This window comes from Colwellia sp. SU-HH01217, from assembly GCF_057543495.1.
Genome location: NZ_BAAJLX010000008.1, coordinates 48,291 through 65,934, shown reverse-complemented (window position 1 = coordinate 65,934; position 17,644 = coordinate 48,291). Strand labels below are relative to the sequence as shown.

Here is a 17,644-nt window from a genome sequence, read left to right as displayed (position 1 = left end):
TGATTAATTTCTAGGTAGAATCCGGTGATTGTTAATTCGACAATGGTAGTTGTATAACAACACCCACACCGTTATCTCGATTAACTGCACAAATATTTCCCTGATGAAATTCAGTAATTAATCGAGCGATATATAAACCTAGTCCAAGATGAGGTTGCTCTTGTTGATGTGAACTTCTTACAGAGACCATAGAATCAAACAATTGATCTTGCATATGTTCAGGTAAAAGAGGGCCATTGTTGTCAACACTGATCAACACTGCTGTTTTTTCTTGCTTAATGGTTACTGTAACTTTTTTATCTAGGCTAAACTCCACTGCATTAGAAATCACTTTATCTAACAATTGCGCGATATGCTCAGGCGAGCCTAATATCATTAATGGTGGTTTATTTTGAAGTTGCTCAGTTGTGTAGTTAATCTGATAATTAGGATAAATTTGTTGATACCCCAAAATACAGCCATTGAGCACCTTTGTTAGTTCAAACAATTGCTTGTCAGTAGTATGTAACATTTGTTCTATACGGGTGGCTTCACTCATATTTGTTAATATCAGGTTTAAACGGTTAATACCACTTTGTGCGCGTTCAATGGTCGTTTTAGATAAGTTATCTTGTTCACTGGAAACATCATTGGTTTGCATTGATAAAATTTCGAGTGAAGTACGTACCACAGCAATAGGAGTTCTTAACTCGTGTGACAACCTCGAAGACATATTTTCTAAATAATGATTATACTGGCTCAATCGATTGACTGCTGTTGAAAAACTGCGAGATAGATCACCTATTTCATCATTTGTAGTAGCAGGTGTTAATACTTGTGTTATTCGGCCATGATCGTCAATGGCTCGTTCTGCTTGGTTGCGCAATGTTCTAATTCTTGACGTTATTCTTGAAGCAAATAAGAAAAAACTTAACGCGCCGATAACCATAATGGTTAATATCGCACTAAATAATTTTTCTAGGGCGCGGTTTCTCAGAGTACGAATACCATTGGTATTTTCTTCAACAATTACTGCACCGTTGACTTTATTATTAATAAAAATAGGGGTGGCGGCAGATAAAATAACAGCCTGCTTATCCTTTGTTAAACGCCATTGAGATTTAGCCGTACCCTCGAGAGCACTAGAGATATGTTCGCCACTTAAATGACTGGCATCGTATAGTTGATCGATAAAGTTATCAGAGGGACGGGTTAAAATTTTATAATATAACGGTAATAACCATTGCTGTTCAGCTTGTTGCCACCATGAATTTTCATCGCTTGAAGAACGTGATAATGGATTAGTATGCCATACTCCGCTAGCTTTTTTAATGTCACCAGCACTCGCTAATACTCTATGATGTTGATCTACTACCCAAACACTCGAATGTGTATAGCGCATTCCTTTTACTATTCGTTCAATTTCAGGCGAGGGGACAAGTATCGTACCTAAAGTATCAACACTTCGAGGATCGGCTGAGCCTATACTAGAAGTAATCGCACCATTTGTTACATCCACGTCATGCACGGCAAATGCGATATTATCGCCGACTTTAGATAAAGGAATTCGAAGTTCGATATTATAGCCCTGAGGGGTTTCTAACCAGTGTCCTTGAATAAAAGGCGCGGGTTGTGGGATGTTGTTTTCTAGTTCGGTAATGCGATAGGCGTCAATCCAACCTGCTTTTTTATTACTAATTAAAAAGCGGTTAAAATGCCCGTCAGGTTGAATATAAGCAAGCTCTAAATGATCATTTTGACTAATGCTTCGACTGTTATTTGCTCGATATATTAGTTGATTATCAACCACTTCAAAAAAAAGGTAGAGGTATTTGTCGTATTTTCCTAATGCAGTTGTGTAATGTAAACTTAATTGCTCAACTGATTGTTTTGGTAAATCAGCCGAAATAATTTGATTATCAACGCCATAATAATGCGCGTATTTCGTAAAGTTAGGCCAATCTTGAAATAACCCATCTAGTTGAACTGCTTGTTTCAAAGGAAAGCCGTATAAATCTTTCCCTTTTTCAACACTGGGTAAAAAACTTGCTTGGTTATTAAATAAGTTAGGCCTTTCATGCAAAGCTGTAGCCAATGCCCGAGCTGTACCAACAATGGTTTGTTCTTGACCATACCTTAAGTATTTTTCCATTTCCCAAACATATTGGTAGCCAAACCAAGGAATGGTAAATAAAAAACCAGTAAATAAAAATAGTTTGCTTCTTAAGCCAAAACGAAATGAAAATTTAGCCATATTGGTGTTAATTTACCCTAGTCGTTAAATATGTTTCGTTCCAGCGATAGCCCATACCATAAACTGTTTCAATGCAGTCAAAAGGTTGTTCTATTAATAAAAATTTTTTTCGAATGCGTTTTATATGAGACGTAATTGTTGAGTCATCAACGTAAATTTTAGAGTCTTGCATTAATTGTTGACGATTTTTTACGTGCCCAGGATGTTTGGCGAGTGCGTAAACCATCCAAAATTCCGTCACGGTTAATTCTACTGTTTTATTATGCCAAGCGATTGTCATGCGTTGGCTATCAATACACAGAGGCCCTGATATAAGTAAATGATCGTCTTGTTGAGGTTGTTTTAATGCATCTTCACGACGAAATAATGCGGATATTCGAGCACTTAAATGAGGCAGGCTTATATCTTTTGTTAAATAGTCGTCAGCACCAATTCGCAACCCAGAAACAGTATCAAAATCGTTATCACGGGCGGTCAAGAAAATAATGGGCAGAGTTTTAGAAATGTTGCGTAACCATTGGCATAAAGTAAAACCTCCATCGTATTCTTGTTCTAGCCCAATATCTAAAATAACGAGGTGGGGTAAACGTAATGAAAAAGCGTTTGTTGCTGTTTCACGGTTGGCATAAGTTTGCACCTGGTAGCCTTGGCTTCTGAATAATTGGGCATAATTTTCTCTTATAGCTTCTTCATCTTCAACAATGGCAATTCTTTTACTCATTACTTTCTCTGTGACTTGGTGACTTATCCGAATGGCAAAACTATATCGAATATTTTGTCTAAATGCGCTGTTTTATTGAAATTGCCATATTGTTGCCACAATTGCTCGCTGCTTTGCCTTAATTGATGCGCTTTAGTGCCTGTTTTGTTGTGTTTAATAGCACTCAAGCAAAGCAAATACCGTTATTTAACTTAACTTTACAAAGGTGATTATTATGAAAGCAACTCAACAAACTCAAACAAGTACCAACACAACTTTACTAGCGAATAAACGTTATTCATTTAATAAAACGTTAATAGCAACAACACTCGTTTCATCATTGTTATGTACTTCAGTTATGGCGAGTGACATTAAGTCGACTCCAGCAAGCGCACAAATGATTAAGCAAGAACAGCACGAAGCAGCAGAGCTTAATCAAGAAATAGGAATAGGAACCGGTTTTGTTGTTGGTGCTATTGCAGGTGGGCCAATCGGCGCAATCGTTGCTGCATTTGCAGGTAACTTTATCGCAGAGCATATTAATGCTAATGATAATATTGATGCACTAGAACTTGCATTAACCAAAGAGCAGGAAAACCACCAACAAGCATTACATGCTAACCAACAGTTATTTGAACAAAAACTTCAATTAAGTGAACAAGAATATCAAGCAGAGTTACTGTCTTTAGAGCAGAACTATCAAACGAGTGGACAATTACAGGCTGAAAATTTATTAATGAGCTTACAGTTTTCTACAGGATCAACTGAAATAGCCCCACACTACCAAGAGCAAATCGCTGTTTTAGCCGATTTACTCAATAAAACACCAAGTATGTCAGTAGACTTGTCAGGCTACACCGATTTATTGGGTGAAGAAGCCTTAAATCAAAAGCTGTCTTTAGCTAGAGTGCAAAAAGTTAAAGACTTATTAATGGCTCAAGGTGTAGAAGATAACCGAATTATTACCGCAGCTTATGGAGAGGCTCAACCAATGGTAGCTAATGCACAACAAGAAAGCAGTTTTTATGATCGCCGTGTTGTTATGAAATTACATAATCAAGTAAATCAAACCGCTAAAAATCAATAAGGAGGTGAATCACCTATAAAATATGCCCACCATTTAAGCGCTAACACTTTATCTAAACTGTTCAAACATGAAAGAGCAAGATAAGGAAAGTTACTCCCAATAACTTAAATGTGTTTAAAATGTTATAAATAAAACAAAGTAAAGATAAGCCGAGAATACTTCTCGGCTTCTTTTATATTGTTATTCTATTACCCGCTCAAAAGGGGGAAGCGAGTCGAGTAATTGCTTGCCGTAACGTTTAGTAACCAACCGTTTATCCATAATAGTAATAACTCCTTCATCTTTTTCATTTCTTAAGAGCCGCCCAGTGGCTTGTACCAATTTTTTTGAAGTCTCTGGCACAGAAAGTGTCATAAATGGATTGCCACCTTTAGCTGTAACATATTCTGCTTGTGCTTGTTCAACAGGGGAGCTAGGGACTGAAAAAGGAAGTTTAGTGATAATAACGTTAGTTAAGTATTTACCAGGTAAATCAAGCCCTTCAGAAAAGCTTTGTGTGCCAAAAACAATACTATCTTTATCAAGGTCACAATTCTTTTTATGAGTATCAATAATATGTTGGCGAGAGTGTTCACCTTGAACTTGTAAGTTTAATTTGTGTGTTTTACGTAAAGCATCTGCAACTTTTTCCATTTGCCAATAAGATGAAAACAATACTAAAGTCGCTTTGCCTTGCTCAATATAGCGTGGCAATTTTTCAATTAATTCTTCAGTAAATTGTGGTGCGCTTGGCTCGTCTTGCATTTTGGCGATAACGAGTTGGGCATTATTTTTATAATCAAATGGAGAGGTTACCTGTTGATATTGACTGCCATCATTACTTTTTAAGCCACTTTGAAATCTAAAGTGATCAAAAGAATTAAGTGCAAGTATAGTGGCTGAACATAAAACTGCACCTTCACATTTACTCCACAACATATCTTCTAAGGTAAAGCCAACTTCAATAGGGGATGCGCTAATCAAATAATCTTGACGTTTACCGCGAGTAACTTCTAACCAACGTGCCATAGGTGCGCCTTTGTCACTGTCAGTTTTGGCATACATAGTCCAAAGTGCTGTTAAGTTTTCTAGACGCTGAATTAAAAACCCAGCTTCAGCGAGTAAAGGTTCAGCCAAGTACATTTGAGTATCGCCATCTTTAACGGATTCAATTAGAAAATTATAGAGTTTGTTAATATGACTGAGTGATTTTTTACCTAACTCACTCATATCTTCAGCCCAATTTTTTAAACTTGTGGGTATTAATCCATTTTCAAATCGGTATATTTGTTCTTCATCTTTTTTGGATTGTGTATTGGCATATTGGGTTTTACTTTGTTCTGCGCCATAGGGAAAATATTGTGTTTTATTGGCTTCAATAAAAGCGATAACTTTTTGCATTTCAACTAGAAGATCTTGGCAATCATCACCAAGTTTTAACGAGGGAGAAATCGCTTTTTGAGACTTGATCAGCTTTGCCATTTTATCACCGGTTTCACCGAGTTTATTTAGCCAATCTACAGCACCTTTTATGCTAATACTCGCACTGGAATGGTCACGCGTTACCTTTGGTAGGTGATGTGCTTCATCAATAATATAAAAAGTATCCTCTGGTGCAGGCAGTATTCTACCGCCTCCTAGCTCTAAGTCAGCCAATAGTAAACTGTGATTAACCACCAAAACATTTGCATCTAACATGGTTTCTCTAGCTTTGTGAAATGGGCAGTGGTTATGTTCGGATAAATGCTTTAAACAACTGTGTTTATCGCTTTGAACTTGTTGCCAGATATGATTGGGTAAATGCTCGTGCCACGAATCTATATCACCTAGCCAACTCCCTTGTGTGAGTGCTGTATGCATCGCATTTAACGTGCGAATATCACTTGCTTTAGGCTTTTCTGCAAAGGTAAAACCAGCTTGAGCGGGCTCATCACTTTTACTACTTGAAACGACTTGGCTAAGTTTTTGACGACAAACATATCGTTGTCGACCTTTAGCTAAGGTATAGGTAAAATTAAGCCCTGAGTGTTCTTTTAAAAACGGAAGATCTTTATCAACTAATTGTTCTTGTAAGGCTACAGTTGCTGTTGAAATACAGACTTTTTTATCCCGTGAGAGCGCAAGTGGAATGGCTCCTAGTGAATAGGCTAACGATTTACCTGTGCCAGTGCCTGCTTCAATTGTAATTATTTTACGATCTTTGGAATATTCACCTGCTAAGGTCTTAGCAATCTCAGCAATAAGAAAGGTTTGTTGTGATCTTGGATTAAAATTTATTAAATTCTCACCAATGGCTTTATAAGCACCTCGGATGATTTGCTTTATGTTATCGCTTAGCATTAAGACTATAGTCTCTAAGGAGTTGGTATGACTTATTTCGCTATGGTTACATTAATATCTGTCTATGTCTACAAATACTGTATACACTACTGTATAAGAATTTGGTTTAAGAAGTAATAATTACATGCAACACAAGCTGATAAATGTAACTAATACCAGCAATCCAACCAGTGGCTTTCTGTTAACGAAACAATCACAAGATATAAGTTCAGGCATTAGAGTGACTTTATGGCTTAAAACAAGCCAGGGAGCGGTAAAGCTTGAAGTGAATAATGAGTTAGCTGTTTTTTTTATAGAACAAAGCCAAGCCCAAGAGGCGAAGCAAATTTTACTCTCTAGAAATGTCAAATTAGAAAAAAGCGAATCCTTATCTTTAAAAACGTTTAACCAACAAAAAGTACATGGTTTTTATTTTAGATACATGCGTGATTTTTATGCGGCAAGAGAGTGTTTAAAGTTAAGTGGTATTAAATGCTATGAAGATGACATTCGAGTTGACGAACGTTATTTAATGGAGCGTTTTATTACCGCTGGTATCTACTTTATTGGTGATGATAAAACGTTATTACATCAAAAATACTTATCAATAACGAATACAAAATGTAAAGCATTAACCGTTGATATTGCCTTATCCATGATTTCAGTTGATATTGAATGCTCTATCAAAGGTGAACTTTATTCCATCGGTTTTTACAGCGATAAACACCAAGAAGTGCTAATGATTGGTGATGCTCATCGCCAACCTCCTTCAACGAAAAACACTGAATATATTACTTGGGTAGCAGACGAGAAACAGCTGCTTAACACATTTGTTGCTTGGTTTGAAACGCATGATATCGATATTATTATTGGTTGGAATGTTATTAATTTTGATATGGCATTGTTACAAAAACGTTGTGACAAATACGGCATAAAATTAGCTTTAGGTCGGGATGGTAGCTCGCCTTTTTGGCGAAAAAATAAAAATACTGAGCAACAATACATCGAAATTGCAGGTCGAGTTGTGCTCGATGGTATTGATTTACTTAAAACTGCAACCTACAGCTTTTCTAGTTTTTCACTTGATAATGTAGCTAATACATTATTAGGACTGGGTAAAAAAGTCGACGATGTTGATAATAGGGTTGAAGAAATAACCGATAACTTTTTACACCATAAAGAGAACTTAGCGGCCTATAACCTAGAAGATTGTCGTTTAGTCTGGCTAATTTTTGAAAAAACACAATTACTTGAATTTGCCATGTTAAGAGCACAATTAACGGGATTGTCGATTGATCGTGTTGGTGGCTCGGTGGCCGCTTTCACTAATTTATATTTACCCAAGTTACATAGAAGTGGTTATATTGCGCCTAACATGGGCGATGGAGAATCAGGATTAATCTCTCCTGGTGGTTATGTCATGGATTCGGTACCAGGACTTTATGATAATGTCTTAGTACTCGATTTTAAGAGCTTGTATCCAAGTATAATTAGAACATTTAAAATTGATCCTATGGGGTTAATTGAAGGATTGTTAACCGCTGATGATACGGCGCGTATCGCTGGATTTGATCAAGCTTATTTTTCAAGAGAACACCATTTTTTACCTACTATAATTGAAAGTTTATGGCGAGAGCGTGATAAAGCTAAAGCAGAAAACAATGCCGCTTTATCTCAAGCGATAAAAATAATTATGAACAGTTTTTATGGCATTTTAGGTTCGACAGGCTGTCGATTTTATGATCCCCGTTTAGCTGGCTCTATTACTAAACGAAGCCATGAACTTCTAAAAACGACTCAAACTTGGATTGAAAACCAAGGGTATCAAGTTATCTATGGCGATACCGATTCTATATTTGTGCATGTGGGAGCAGAGAAATCAGATCAAGCATGTCGCGAACTTGGCCGCTCATTAGAACAGTTAATTAATACAAAATGGCAACAAGAATTAACACAAAGGTTTAATATTGAAAGTCAGTTGGAAATTGAATTTGAGACCCATTTTAAACGTTTTTTAATGCCTAAAGTTAGAGGAGGGAGCCTTGAGAATGGTGAATCTGTTGGTACTAAAAAACGTTATGCAGGCATCGTTATTAAAGATGAAAAACGGTCGCTTGTCTTTAAAGGGCTTGAAACGGTTAGGAGCGATTGGACGCAATTAAGTAAAGATTTTCAACAAGAGCTTTATAGGCGTATTTTTAATGAAGAGCCTATTGAACACTACATTTTATCTATTGTGTCTAAAACGTTAAACGGAGAGTTTGATGAGCGACTTATTTACCGGAAGCGTATTAGGCGGCAATTAAAAGATTACATTAAAAATGTACCGCCTCATGTTAAAGCAGCACGTATTGCTGATGAAATGAATGCTTCTTTAAATAAGCCACTGAAATATCAAAATAAAAGTTGGGTAGAGTATTTAATTACCGTTAATGGGCCTCAACCTAAAGAATATTTAACGTCAGCATTGGATTATGACTTTTATGTGGACAGGCAGCTTAAAACGGTTGCTAATGACATTTTACCCTTTATCGGTACAAGCTTTGAGAAAATTGTCGATAAACAGTTAGATTTATTCTAGTGATAAAGGTGTAATAAGTCATTTTAGGATTTAGACACGGATTTTACTATACCGTCTACAACGTAAACATATTCAGTTTTAATAAAGGTGCCTTGAATAGAAAGGTAAACAAATTTCTTTTTAGTATTGTTCCATGTAACGACTGTATTAATTTGTGAGTATTGATATTTTGTTTGCATCAGGCATTCTTCACTCATACCTACACGAGCTTCATCATTCGCGGCAACCCTACGGTATTTCCCACAAATTTTGGCCAGAGACTGCACTTTTTCTTCAAATTTCTTTTGCCATTCAGCTGTAGATAAACAACCAGTGGCTAGCGGAATAAGGGTAAATAATATGATTAAATTCAATATTTTCATTAATACGACAAACTTCATTTATAGGTATTAACGATTTCCCTTTTCGTTAACTTATTGGTTAAGCAACCGACTCATTAAAACCGATCATTCAATTCTTGTTTACATTAGCTACTGTAACTTAACGCTAATTACATCGGCTGAGTTTATATTGTGTAACTAAGTACTTTAACATAATTGCAATGTAAGTGGCTTGAGAGTATACCTAAAATCAATTTATCAGGCTAGAATTGAGCAAGTAATTTTAATCAATTATTGTATTTAATGGTAATTAAGCGTCGAAGGTATTACAGGTTTTAGGATTGAAAGCCGACTAACAGCCGGCTTTTTAGATCGGGTGACTTCCATGTCTGAATATCTTCAGTGTAATCTCTTTATTTTTAATGTCTGTTAGTGCTTTGTATTTGTTTGTTATCAAATTGTACTTAGTAGTGCTTTAAGGGAGTCTTTGGGGTTATATAACTATTGCTGAATGAATATATGAAATAGCTAAATAAAGGGTGCATCCAAATTAATTTAAGGTTATAAATAGTTATAGATGGCTAGATGCCTATTTTATTATTCAAAAGTGATGAGTTATGACTAAAAAAGACACAAAAATTGTAACCGCAGGTCGCAAAGCGCAATGGACAAATGGTGTTGTTAATCCAGCTGTTGTTCGAGCTTCAACGGTAGTTTTTGATACCGTTAAAGACATGAATCAGGCATTGGTTAATAAACATAATAATTCGATGGTTTATGGCAGAAGAGGCACAACAACAGCTTTTGCTTTTAGTGACGCAATGGTTGAACTAGAAGGGGGGGCAGGTTGTGCTTTATATCCTTCTGGCACAGCTGCTATTACCAATGCGATTTTATCATTTGTAAAAACGGGCGATCATATTTTAATGTTAGATAGCGCCTATGAGCCAACCCGTGATTATTGCGATAACATATTAGCCAATTTAGGTATTGAGACCACTTATTATGATCCAATGATCGGTGCGGGAATTGAAGCATTGATCCAACCTAACACGCGTATTGTTTTCTTAGAGTCGCCGGGTTCTATTACTATGGAAGTACAAGATGTGCCAGCCATAGCAAAGGTCGCTCATCAACACGATTGTATTGTTATGCTAGACAATACATGGGGAGCAGGGATTAACTTTGACCCCTATCAATATGGCGTTGATGTTTCAGTGCAAGCGGCGACTAAATACATAGTCGGGCATTCAGATGTAATGTTAGGAACGGCAACGGCGACTGAAAAGTACTGGCCACAATTAAGAGATAACAGCTATTTAATGGGGCAATGCACGTCACCAGACGATTTATACTTAGCTTTGCGTGGTGTCCGTACTATGGGCGTAAGGTTAAAGCAGCATCAGCAAAGTGCCATAAAAGTTGCCAAATGGCTGGACACTCGTCCAGAGGTTGAAACAATTCTTCATCCAGCTTTTGACTCTTGCCCTGGTCATGAATTTTTTAAACGTGATTTCACCGGTTCAAATGGATTATTTTCTTTTGTGTTAAACAAAGGTAATAAAGCGGCACTCAATGCATTACTCGATGGCATGTCTCATTTTAAAATGGGCTATTCATGGGGAGGATTTGAAAGTTTAATCTTAGGGATTTCTAATGTTCAATCACTTCGCAGCGTAACTACGTGGCAATATGATTACCCATTAATACGATTACATATTGGTCTTGAAGATGTTGATGATTTAATTGAGGATTTAGAGAAAGGGTTTGACCGCTTTAATCAAGTTTTAGCTAACAACTAAGTGTTAGCTAAAATAAATAATCCATCTTTGTAGAGATGGATTATTTAATATCGTTAAGGTTAATATAAAAGTTAATTTAACCTTCTCGTTAACGCTAATAAACCAATTGCTAGTATTGCTAATGTGCCAGGCTCAGGTACTTGAAAGGTTTCAGTAGTAATATCAAGTGCTATTTGAAAAGTATTGGTTGCCCCTTCTACTGTTGTTAAACCGATACAACCTGCAGCTGCTAATGCTGCTGCACAAGCACTATCTTCGAGTACATCTAAACCAGTAATAAATAACCGTGCATTGTAATTATTACCATCGTAAGCAAAGTTTTGATTTAACGTTTGGTTGATGGGGTTAAAGCCAGCACCAACGACATCAAGTACAAAAATATCATTACAAGGTGTAGGGGATCCTGCTACAGCACAGGGCGCTGAATTAGTTGTTTCGATAAAAAGAATATTAAATATTAGGTTTGGTGGAGCAAAACCTGCTCCAGGTACTGGTAGTTTTGGTGTTAAGAATATTCTATCACTTAGCGTAGCGCTAGTTAAGCCTGCTCCAGCTGCAATGGGGTTGTTGATATGAGTAAAACTAACCGTGTCAACTGACGCGCCATCGGTTTGCAAACTTCCTGTGACGTTTCCGTTGGTGGCTCCACCAACATCAATAGAGCTAGGTCCGCTTCCGCCACTCCCCCAAGAAAGTGTACTCGGTGCAGTCCAGTATCCGTTGTCATTCGACCCTGTTACGCTACCACCAGTAAAACTGGTAAAACCTGAATCTATTTCAAAGTCCCAATCAGTAACAAGTGCTGCTTTGGCTGGCAGTGTGGCAAGTGCGAATATACATAGTATGGACGTTATTTTTCTAAACGATTTCATAGTAAATCTCCTTTTTTAATTCAATTAAATTAAAAAAACGAGGTACATCAATCTCCTTATTTTTCTCATAGAAATAAAGCATATTAAATGCCAAATCGTTAGTTGTTGTTTTTTCGACCAATTTAAATTTGTTTTTTTTTTATTGTAAAAAATACTGACAATTGCGCTAGTTTCATCTAACCGTTAATAGAATATTTATAAATATCCTATTAACGGTTAGATGAACGATGACTTTTTCTTTTAAAATTCGAATTTATATTATAGAGTTTGCCAAATAGCGTTTTGTTCGTAGTATTGAAATACCGATCATAATTTTACTTATTGCTGTTTCTCTTTAAATTGGTGAAATAAATGATTACCTTTACTAACTGTATCGACCTCTTGTAATAATCATAACAATTCACAATTTAATGGATATTACAGAAATTAAAGGAGAGTGTTCTTCAATTTTTATATTACACTTTTGCAATCATCATAATAAATCAGAGGTGCTAAAGTTTTGCCTAAATCATTGTTATCATTTGTTAAATAAACTGATGGAATTATTTTTCAGTGCCTAATCTTAGTTTTGAAACTGTATCTGAAACAGTTCTTAAAGATGTTATTGACGACCTTTGTTTAAGAGGTTTATATACAGACGCATTAACAGAGGCAGAAAATGTTTGGGGTCCTATTCATAGGTGGAATAGCTACGATCAAATCATTATAGCCATTCGTTTGTATATGAACCTAGGTGGCGATAGGTATTCAGACTTTCTATTGTTAAAGCTTTGGAGAAAGCAAAAGCAAAATCCTAACTTATTAAATAAAGTGCTTTTTTATAAGCTTAATAAGCTAGGTCCTATATTAGCTGAAGAGTTTTTAACTCAACATGAGTCAACTATTATAGAAGAGCCACAACTTAAATCTGATTTACTAGGTTTTAAATCAATACTCCAGAAAATATTTAAGAATTACTCTGTAGCAGATAAACTCATTGATCAAGCTATTACGATAAACCCAGATGACAATTGGCTAACGTATTTAAAAATTCAATTGTTAAACGATCAAAATGAACTAATTCTCTCAAAAGAACTGGCAGAACAGCATTTTTCAAACTTTCCATCTCCTGATAATTTACGTGTTTTATCGGAGCTTTTTACACAGTTTTACGGCGTTAAAGCATCGATCACACTGTATGAGAAACACGCTAACAAATACCAGTCCGCTAACGTTTGGTTAGAATATGCTCAATTGCTAGCTAGCGTCCATGATTGGGCAAAGTGTGAGTATGCAATTGAAAGATTTGAAGAATTAAGGATTGTCAAAGATAAAGGAGATGAAAAATTTCTTTTATCTTGGAAAGGGCAAATTGCGATACATAATCAAGAGATAGATAAAGGAATTGCGCTTTTATCTAAAAGTAATAGCTTTTACTGGAAAACGGTAACTGAAAACCTTACCAATGCTAAGGGAAAATTAGAAAGGAAGGTGTTAGATGTACCTTTTTTACGTCAAGAGCATATGACTTGTGCCCCTACAACGTTAGCTGCGTTATGCCGGTACTGGGGGAAAAACTTCAATTCAACTCAAATAGCCGATGAAATTTGCTTTGATGGTACACCTGATACTAAAGAGCGTGAATGGTTAAGAGGTAATAATTTTTATTATCAGGAATTCGAATTGGCAAGTGATTTAGCTTATGCCTTAATTGATAAAAACATTCCTTTTGCTCTTGTCACTACCAGTGGTTTTTCAGCGCATCTTCAAGCAGTTATCGGTTATAATAAACAAATTGGCACCTTGTATGTTATGGACCCATCTCACTCTATAATGCAAGAAATGCTCACCAAAGAAACCATTAAAAGTGAAGCATTTAGTGGTGCTCGTTGTATTGCTTTTGTCCCAAAAGAACAGTCTGACTTATTAGCTGAATTCAACTTTCCTGCTGCAAGTCTTTATCCCTTATGGGATAACTATAGCTGTGCAAAGCAGCAAAGTGACTTTGTTGCTGCTAGAAGTGCGTTAACACAACTTAAACAAATAGATCCAAACCACCGAATTACGCTTCGGGTAGAGCGAGATTTTGCAATTTGGAATAGTGATACTTATAAAACTCTCGAGCTTAATAATAAATTGTTAGAAAGATTTCCCAATGAAACTGTATTACTTAATTCAAAATATTATTGTTTAAGAGATTTGGGTAGGCGTGAAGAGGGGCTAGCTCTATTAAATGATTATTTAAATTTTCATACGAACTTAGATTTGTTGGGAACACTATTTAGTGAAATTTATGACTCTAATGAACATAAAATATTAACACAGCATGTATTAATACAATTAAAAACATTTGGGGGTTACTCAGCTAACGCACATTGGTTGTTAGCTAATTATTACTGGTCGCAGCAAGTCTTCTCTATTGCAACCGAACATTATCTTTATGCCTATTGTTTAGATGAAACAAACAGTCAATATATTGAAAGTTTCTTCAATGCGTCTCGTTATTTAAATAAAGAACAAGAAGCTATAGCGTTTCTTATTGATCGCTTTAACAAATATAAAGTCCGATCTGCCTTACCTGCGATATCGTTATATAAAGCTTATGAATTACTCGATCAAGAACATGTAGGAATAGACTATTTAATTAAAGCATTGGAGCTTCATACAAGCGATAAAGTACTTATAAGTTATCTGTCTAGAAAACTTATCGATAACGGTTTAATTGAACAATTTACTGATATTGAAAAACAGATTGAAAATCATCTCGATAAAAGTGACTTTGAAGAACTTATTGCACGTAAAAATGAACAGATAGGCGATCTTGAATCTGCATTATTATACTTTCATCGAGTTTTTAGCAAAAACCCATTTATATATAAATATGCCAATGGTTATTTTAGACTGTTATTAAAAAGAGGGGATAATTGCCAAGTTAATGATATTTTAGAATCATTATTTCAACAACACCCATCGAATACACGAGTACTCGATTATATTGCCGATTGGCATAGTGATCCTGTTTTTCAAGAACAGGTCTTAATTCAATTTGTTGAATTAAGACCTGATTATGGTGTTATAAGAAGGCAGTTAATCGACGTAAGATTGCGTCTGGGTAAAAATGAAGAAGCATTAGTCCAAGCTCAAGAAACTTATAAAAATATCGTTGGCGAACACATAAATCAAAGTTATTTAGCTAAGTGCCATTTAAAATTAGGTAATCTTAAAGAAGCTATTATTCATTCTAAGCAAGTACTAAAAGTTGCTGTTGATAATGATTTAGCTTTTTCTACTTTAATGGAAGCAAGTATAAGCCGACTTGAAAAAGAGCTTTCGTTAGACTTTGTTTTCTCACAAATTCAAACGCAAATTACTTTTGGAGACTCTGCTTGGAATTATTGGTTTGAGGCTAAATCAATTTTAAGCCAAGACAAGCTTAAAGATTTTATCGATTATCTATTAACCCAGCAAAATCATCTGTGGTATACCTATAGCCTAAGCGCTAATTACTTTAAGCAATATGGTGATTTAACCAAAGCGAAAGAGTTATTGCTCGAGGGACAAAGCAAGTTTCCTTTAACACCACAAATTTATAATGATTTAGGGCAATTATACGAATTAGAAGGTGACATAACACAATCGATACAAGCGTATAGTCAAGCACTTGTGATGAATCCATCTTGGGCCAATGTGACAAGGAGGTTGAGTGATGTCCTTGAGAAAAATGGTGATATTGAAGAGGCAACAAACGTTTTAAGTAATGGGATTAAACATAACCCTAACGATGGTGTTTTACATGGTTATTTAGCCGATTTATTAATAAAACAAGGGCAAAACGAGAAAGCCATAGAGCCACTTAAATATGCGGTCATGAATAATACCAATTATCGATGGGCTTGGAACCAATTGATTAATATCGCAAACGAACAAGGCCAAACCAATTTACCATATAAAATTGCGATAAAACTTGTACAGCAAAGCCCGTATCTTCCTCATGTGTGGCGAGACCTTGCTTATGTAACGGATGATAAAACTGAAAAATTTGAGTTACTTGATAAAGCGATTCAATGTGACAAATATTACGCACCTGTTTATTTTGATAAAGCACAATATTTTGTCCACAAGGGCGAATATAAAAAAGCTCTAGGTGTACTTGATAATACCCCATGGAAAGAAGAACTGCCCGTTGAGCTTACCATTCAAAAGGTCGACTTATTAGTGGCTATTGGCCAAAATAATTTAGCGGCAAAGTATTTAAAACAGGTGTTATTTAGCGTCCATGGTCATGCTTATTTATGGAAAAAACTATTTGATCTCTTAGAATTAGGAGAAAATAAACAAGAGTATTTAGAATGTTGTTACAAAAGCGTAGAGCAAAATAGGTATGATGCTGAAATTCTATGCTACGTTGGTGAGAATATTCTCAAACATGGCAGTGATAACGAAAAAGAAACGGCGCAAAACTTTCTCAAAGAAGCTTTTAAGTTATCGCCTAACGATCAATATATTGTCCTGACCTATGTTGATAATTTAATTGAAACCAAAGATTTTTCAGCCGCTCTGTCAGCATTAAAAGTTTTTGAAGCTAATAAAGTTGTCAATTACGCAAAAGCGCGAGAGGTTAATGTATTATGCCAGCTTGGTAGGGCCGAAGAAGCACTTATTGTTTACCAAGAAGTTATTCTAAATAAAGAATCTGATTACTGGTGTCTAAATCAATCTTTCAACGCACTTAACACTTGCTATACTTTTGATGAGTTGGCTAAATTGTTTTTTAGTAAAATAAATGACTTAACCAGAGAGCAGGCATACTTTTATACGGATAAATGTCTCAATATAACCAATAAAATAAAATACCAACAAGTTTTAAATGATATTAAAAGTTACTCAAATAGTGCTGCTTGGGAAGGCGGTTTTTTAGCGCTCCTGGAGTACTGGAATGACAATAAAATGTCACCGTCAGTTAATATCGTGAACACCTATTTTAAACGGATCATTAAAAGTCCTATATTAATATCAAAGCTTGCCAACGGTTATATAAATGCCAAACTTTATCTTAATACGATTAAATTATTTGAGCATGTTCAGGATATAGAAGAACTTCCTGCCAATGCTTTTTATCATTACCGATTAGCTCTGCAAATGCTTGGCCGTTGGGAAGAAGCAACAAGCATTATTCGTCAAGGCGTTAAACAGCAGCCAGACAGCACAGTTCATAATATGCGAATTTGGTACGCTTACGAATTACATCGAACAAATAAAAACCTAACGTATGAAGATATTGAAGTTATTAATTACGAAGCACTTGATAACACAGAACAATATGTTTATTCGATGTTGATAGTTGTATTAGCTTTAGATAACCAAGTTTTTGAAAGTAAACAGGAAATTTTAGTCCCTTTACTTAAAAAGTGCCAAAAAGATTATCAAAGCGCTCACGTAAAAAAATTAGCGCTAAAAGTGCGAAATTCACTCATCGTGTTATTAAATGAGTCGATAGATACAAGCCAGTTTTTTAATAAATTAAAATTAAAGTGGTGGATAAGGAAGAACGTGTAAGCTAAGTCTTATACCAATCTTAATAACTCTGTGGTCATTTAGACTGATTATAATAACTAACGACAGCGTGATTAAAATGAAATTGATTTTATTTATTGAAATTTCAACTAACAGTAAATTAGAGAAAAACTAACTTGGATACATCTCTGCTTTGAGTAGAAGAGGGAATTAATAATAAGTTTGTAAGCGGTTAAATTGTAGAAAGTAATGAGAAGA

General features: G+C 35.5%; 9 protein-coding genes. 4 read left to right on the top strand and 5 right to left on the bottom strand.

Annotated features, from left to right (window positions below; genetic code table 11):
- Positions 1 to 31 precede the first annotated feature (31 nt).
- Both pdsS and pdsR read right to left on the bottom strand, forming a co-directional pair.
- Positions 32 to 2,233: a proteobacterial dedicated sortase system histidine kinase gene (gene pdsS, locus AC27G3_RS11330; protein WP_487121631.1), complete on the bottom strand. Its 2,202-nt coding sequence runs from the start codon at positions 2,231 to 2,233 to the stop codon at positions 32 to 34.
- A gap of 7 nt (positions 2,234 to 2,240) precedes the next feature.
- Positions 2,241 to 2,954 (bottom strand): proteobacterial dedicated sortase system response regulator, encoded by a 714-nt coding sequence (gene pdsR, locus AC27G3_RS11325; protein WP_487121629.1) that lies wholly within the window; start codon positions 2,952 to 2,954, stop codon positions 2,241 to 2,243.
- Positions 2,955 to 3,168: 214 nt separating this feature from the next.
- Here pdsR and pdsO point away from each other — a divergent pair, with 214 nt between their 5' ends.
- A complete protein-coding gene (gene pdsO / locus AC27G3_RS11320; RefSeq protein WP_487121628.1) occupies positions 3,169 to 4,020 on the top strand; it encodes a sortase-associated OmpA-like protein PdsO in 852 nt (283 codons plus the stop codon).
- Positions 4,021 to 4,200: 180 nt separating this feature from the next.
- On the opposite strand, the gene dinG is transcribed toward pdsO, so the two are convergent.
- Entirely contained in the window at positions 4,201 to 6,339 is a 2,139-nt protein-coding gene (gene dinG / locus AC27G3_RS11315) for an ATP-dependent DNA helicase DinG (RefSeq protein WP_487121626.1), read from the bottom strand.
- Between the two features lie 124 nt (positions 6,340 to 6,463).
- Here dinG and AC27G3_RS11310 point away from each other — a divergent pair, with 124 nt between their 5' ends.
- Entirely contained in the window at positions 6,464 to 8,899 is a 2,436-nt protein-coding gene (locus tag AC27G3_RS11310) for a DNA polymerase II (protein WP_487121624.1), read from the top strand.
- A 23-nt stretch (positions 8,900 to 8,922) separates the two neighbouring features.
- On the opposite strand, the gene AC27G3_RS11305 is transcribed toward AC27G3_RS11310, so the two are convergent.
- Entirely contained in the window at positions 8,923 to 9,279 is a 357-nt protein-coding gene (locus AC27G3_RS11305; RefSeq protein WP_487121622.1) for a hypothetical protein, read from the bottom strand.
- A gap of 557 nt (positions 9,280 to 9,836) precedes the next feature.
- Here AC27G3_RS11305 and AC27G3_RS11300 point away from each other — a divergent pair.
- Positions 9,837 to 11,021 (top strand): cystathionine beta-lyase, encoded by a 1,185-nt coding sequence (locus tag AC27G3_RS11300; protein WP_487121620.1) that lies wholly within the window; start codon positions 9,837 to 9,839, stop codon positions 11,019 to 11,021.
- A gap of 71 nt (positions 11,022 to 11,092) precedes the next feature.
- Here AC27G3_RS11300 and AC27G3_RS11295 read toward each other — a convergent pair whose 3' ends face one another.
- On the bottom strand, positions 11,093 to 11,893 hold the full coding sequence (locus AC27G3_RS11295) for a THxN family PEP-CTERM protein (protein ID WP_487121618.1): 801 nt from the start codon (positions 11,891 to 11,893) through the stop codon (positions 11,093 to 11,095).
- Positions 11,894 to 12,445: 552 nt separating this feature from the next.
- Between AC27G3_RS11295 and AC27G3_RS11290 the strand changes: the two genes are divergently transcribed.
- Positions 12,446 to 17,428: a tetratricopeptide repeat protein gene (locus AC27G3_RS11290; protein ID WP_487121616.1), complete on the top strand. Its 4,983-nt coding sequence runs from the start codon at positions 12,446 to 12,448 to the stop codon at positions 17,426 to 17,428.
- Positions 17,429 to 17,644 lie beyond the last annotated feature (216 nt).

Coding starts and splice junctions, on each gene's coding strand:
- dinG (WP_487121626.1), bottom strand. CDS start 6,339: ATGCTAAGCGATAACATAAAGCAAATCATCCGAGGTGCTTATAAAGCC.
- AC27G3_RS11310 (WP_487121624.1), top strand. CDS start 6,464: ATGCAACACAAGCTGATAAATGTAACTAATACCAGCAATCCAACCAGT.
- pdsO (WP_487121628.1), top strand. CDS start 3,169: ATGAAAGCAACTCAACAAACTCAAACAAGTACCAACACAACTTTACTA.
- pdsS (WP_487121631.1), bottom strand. CDS start 2,233: ATGGCTAAATTTTCATTTCGTTTTGGCTTAAGAAGCAAACTATTTTTA.
- AC27G3_RS11305 (WP_487121622.1), bottom strand. CDS start 9,279: ATGAAGTTTGTCGTATTAATGAAAATATTGAATTTAATCATATTATTT.
- AC27G3_RS11300 (WP_487121620.1), top strand. CDS start 9,837: ATGACTAAAAAAGACACAAAAATTGTAACCGCAGGTCGCAAAGCGCAA.
- pdsR (WP_487121629.1), bottom strand. CDS start 2,954: ATGAGTAAAAGAATTGCCATTGTTGAAGATGAAGAAGCTATAAGAGAA.
- AC27G3_RS11295 (WP_487121618.1), bottom strand. CDS start 11,893: ATGAAATCGTTTAGAAAAATAACGTCCATACTATGTATATTCGCACTT.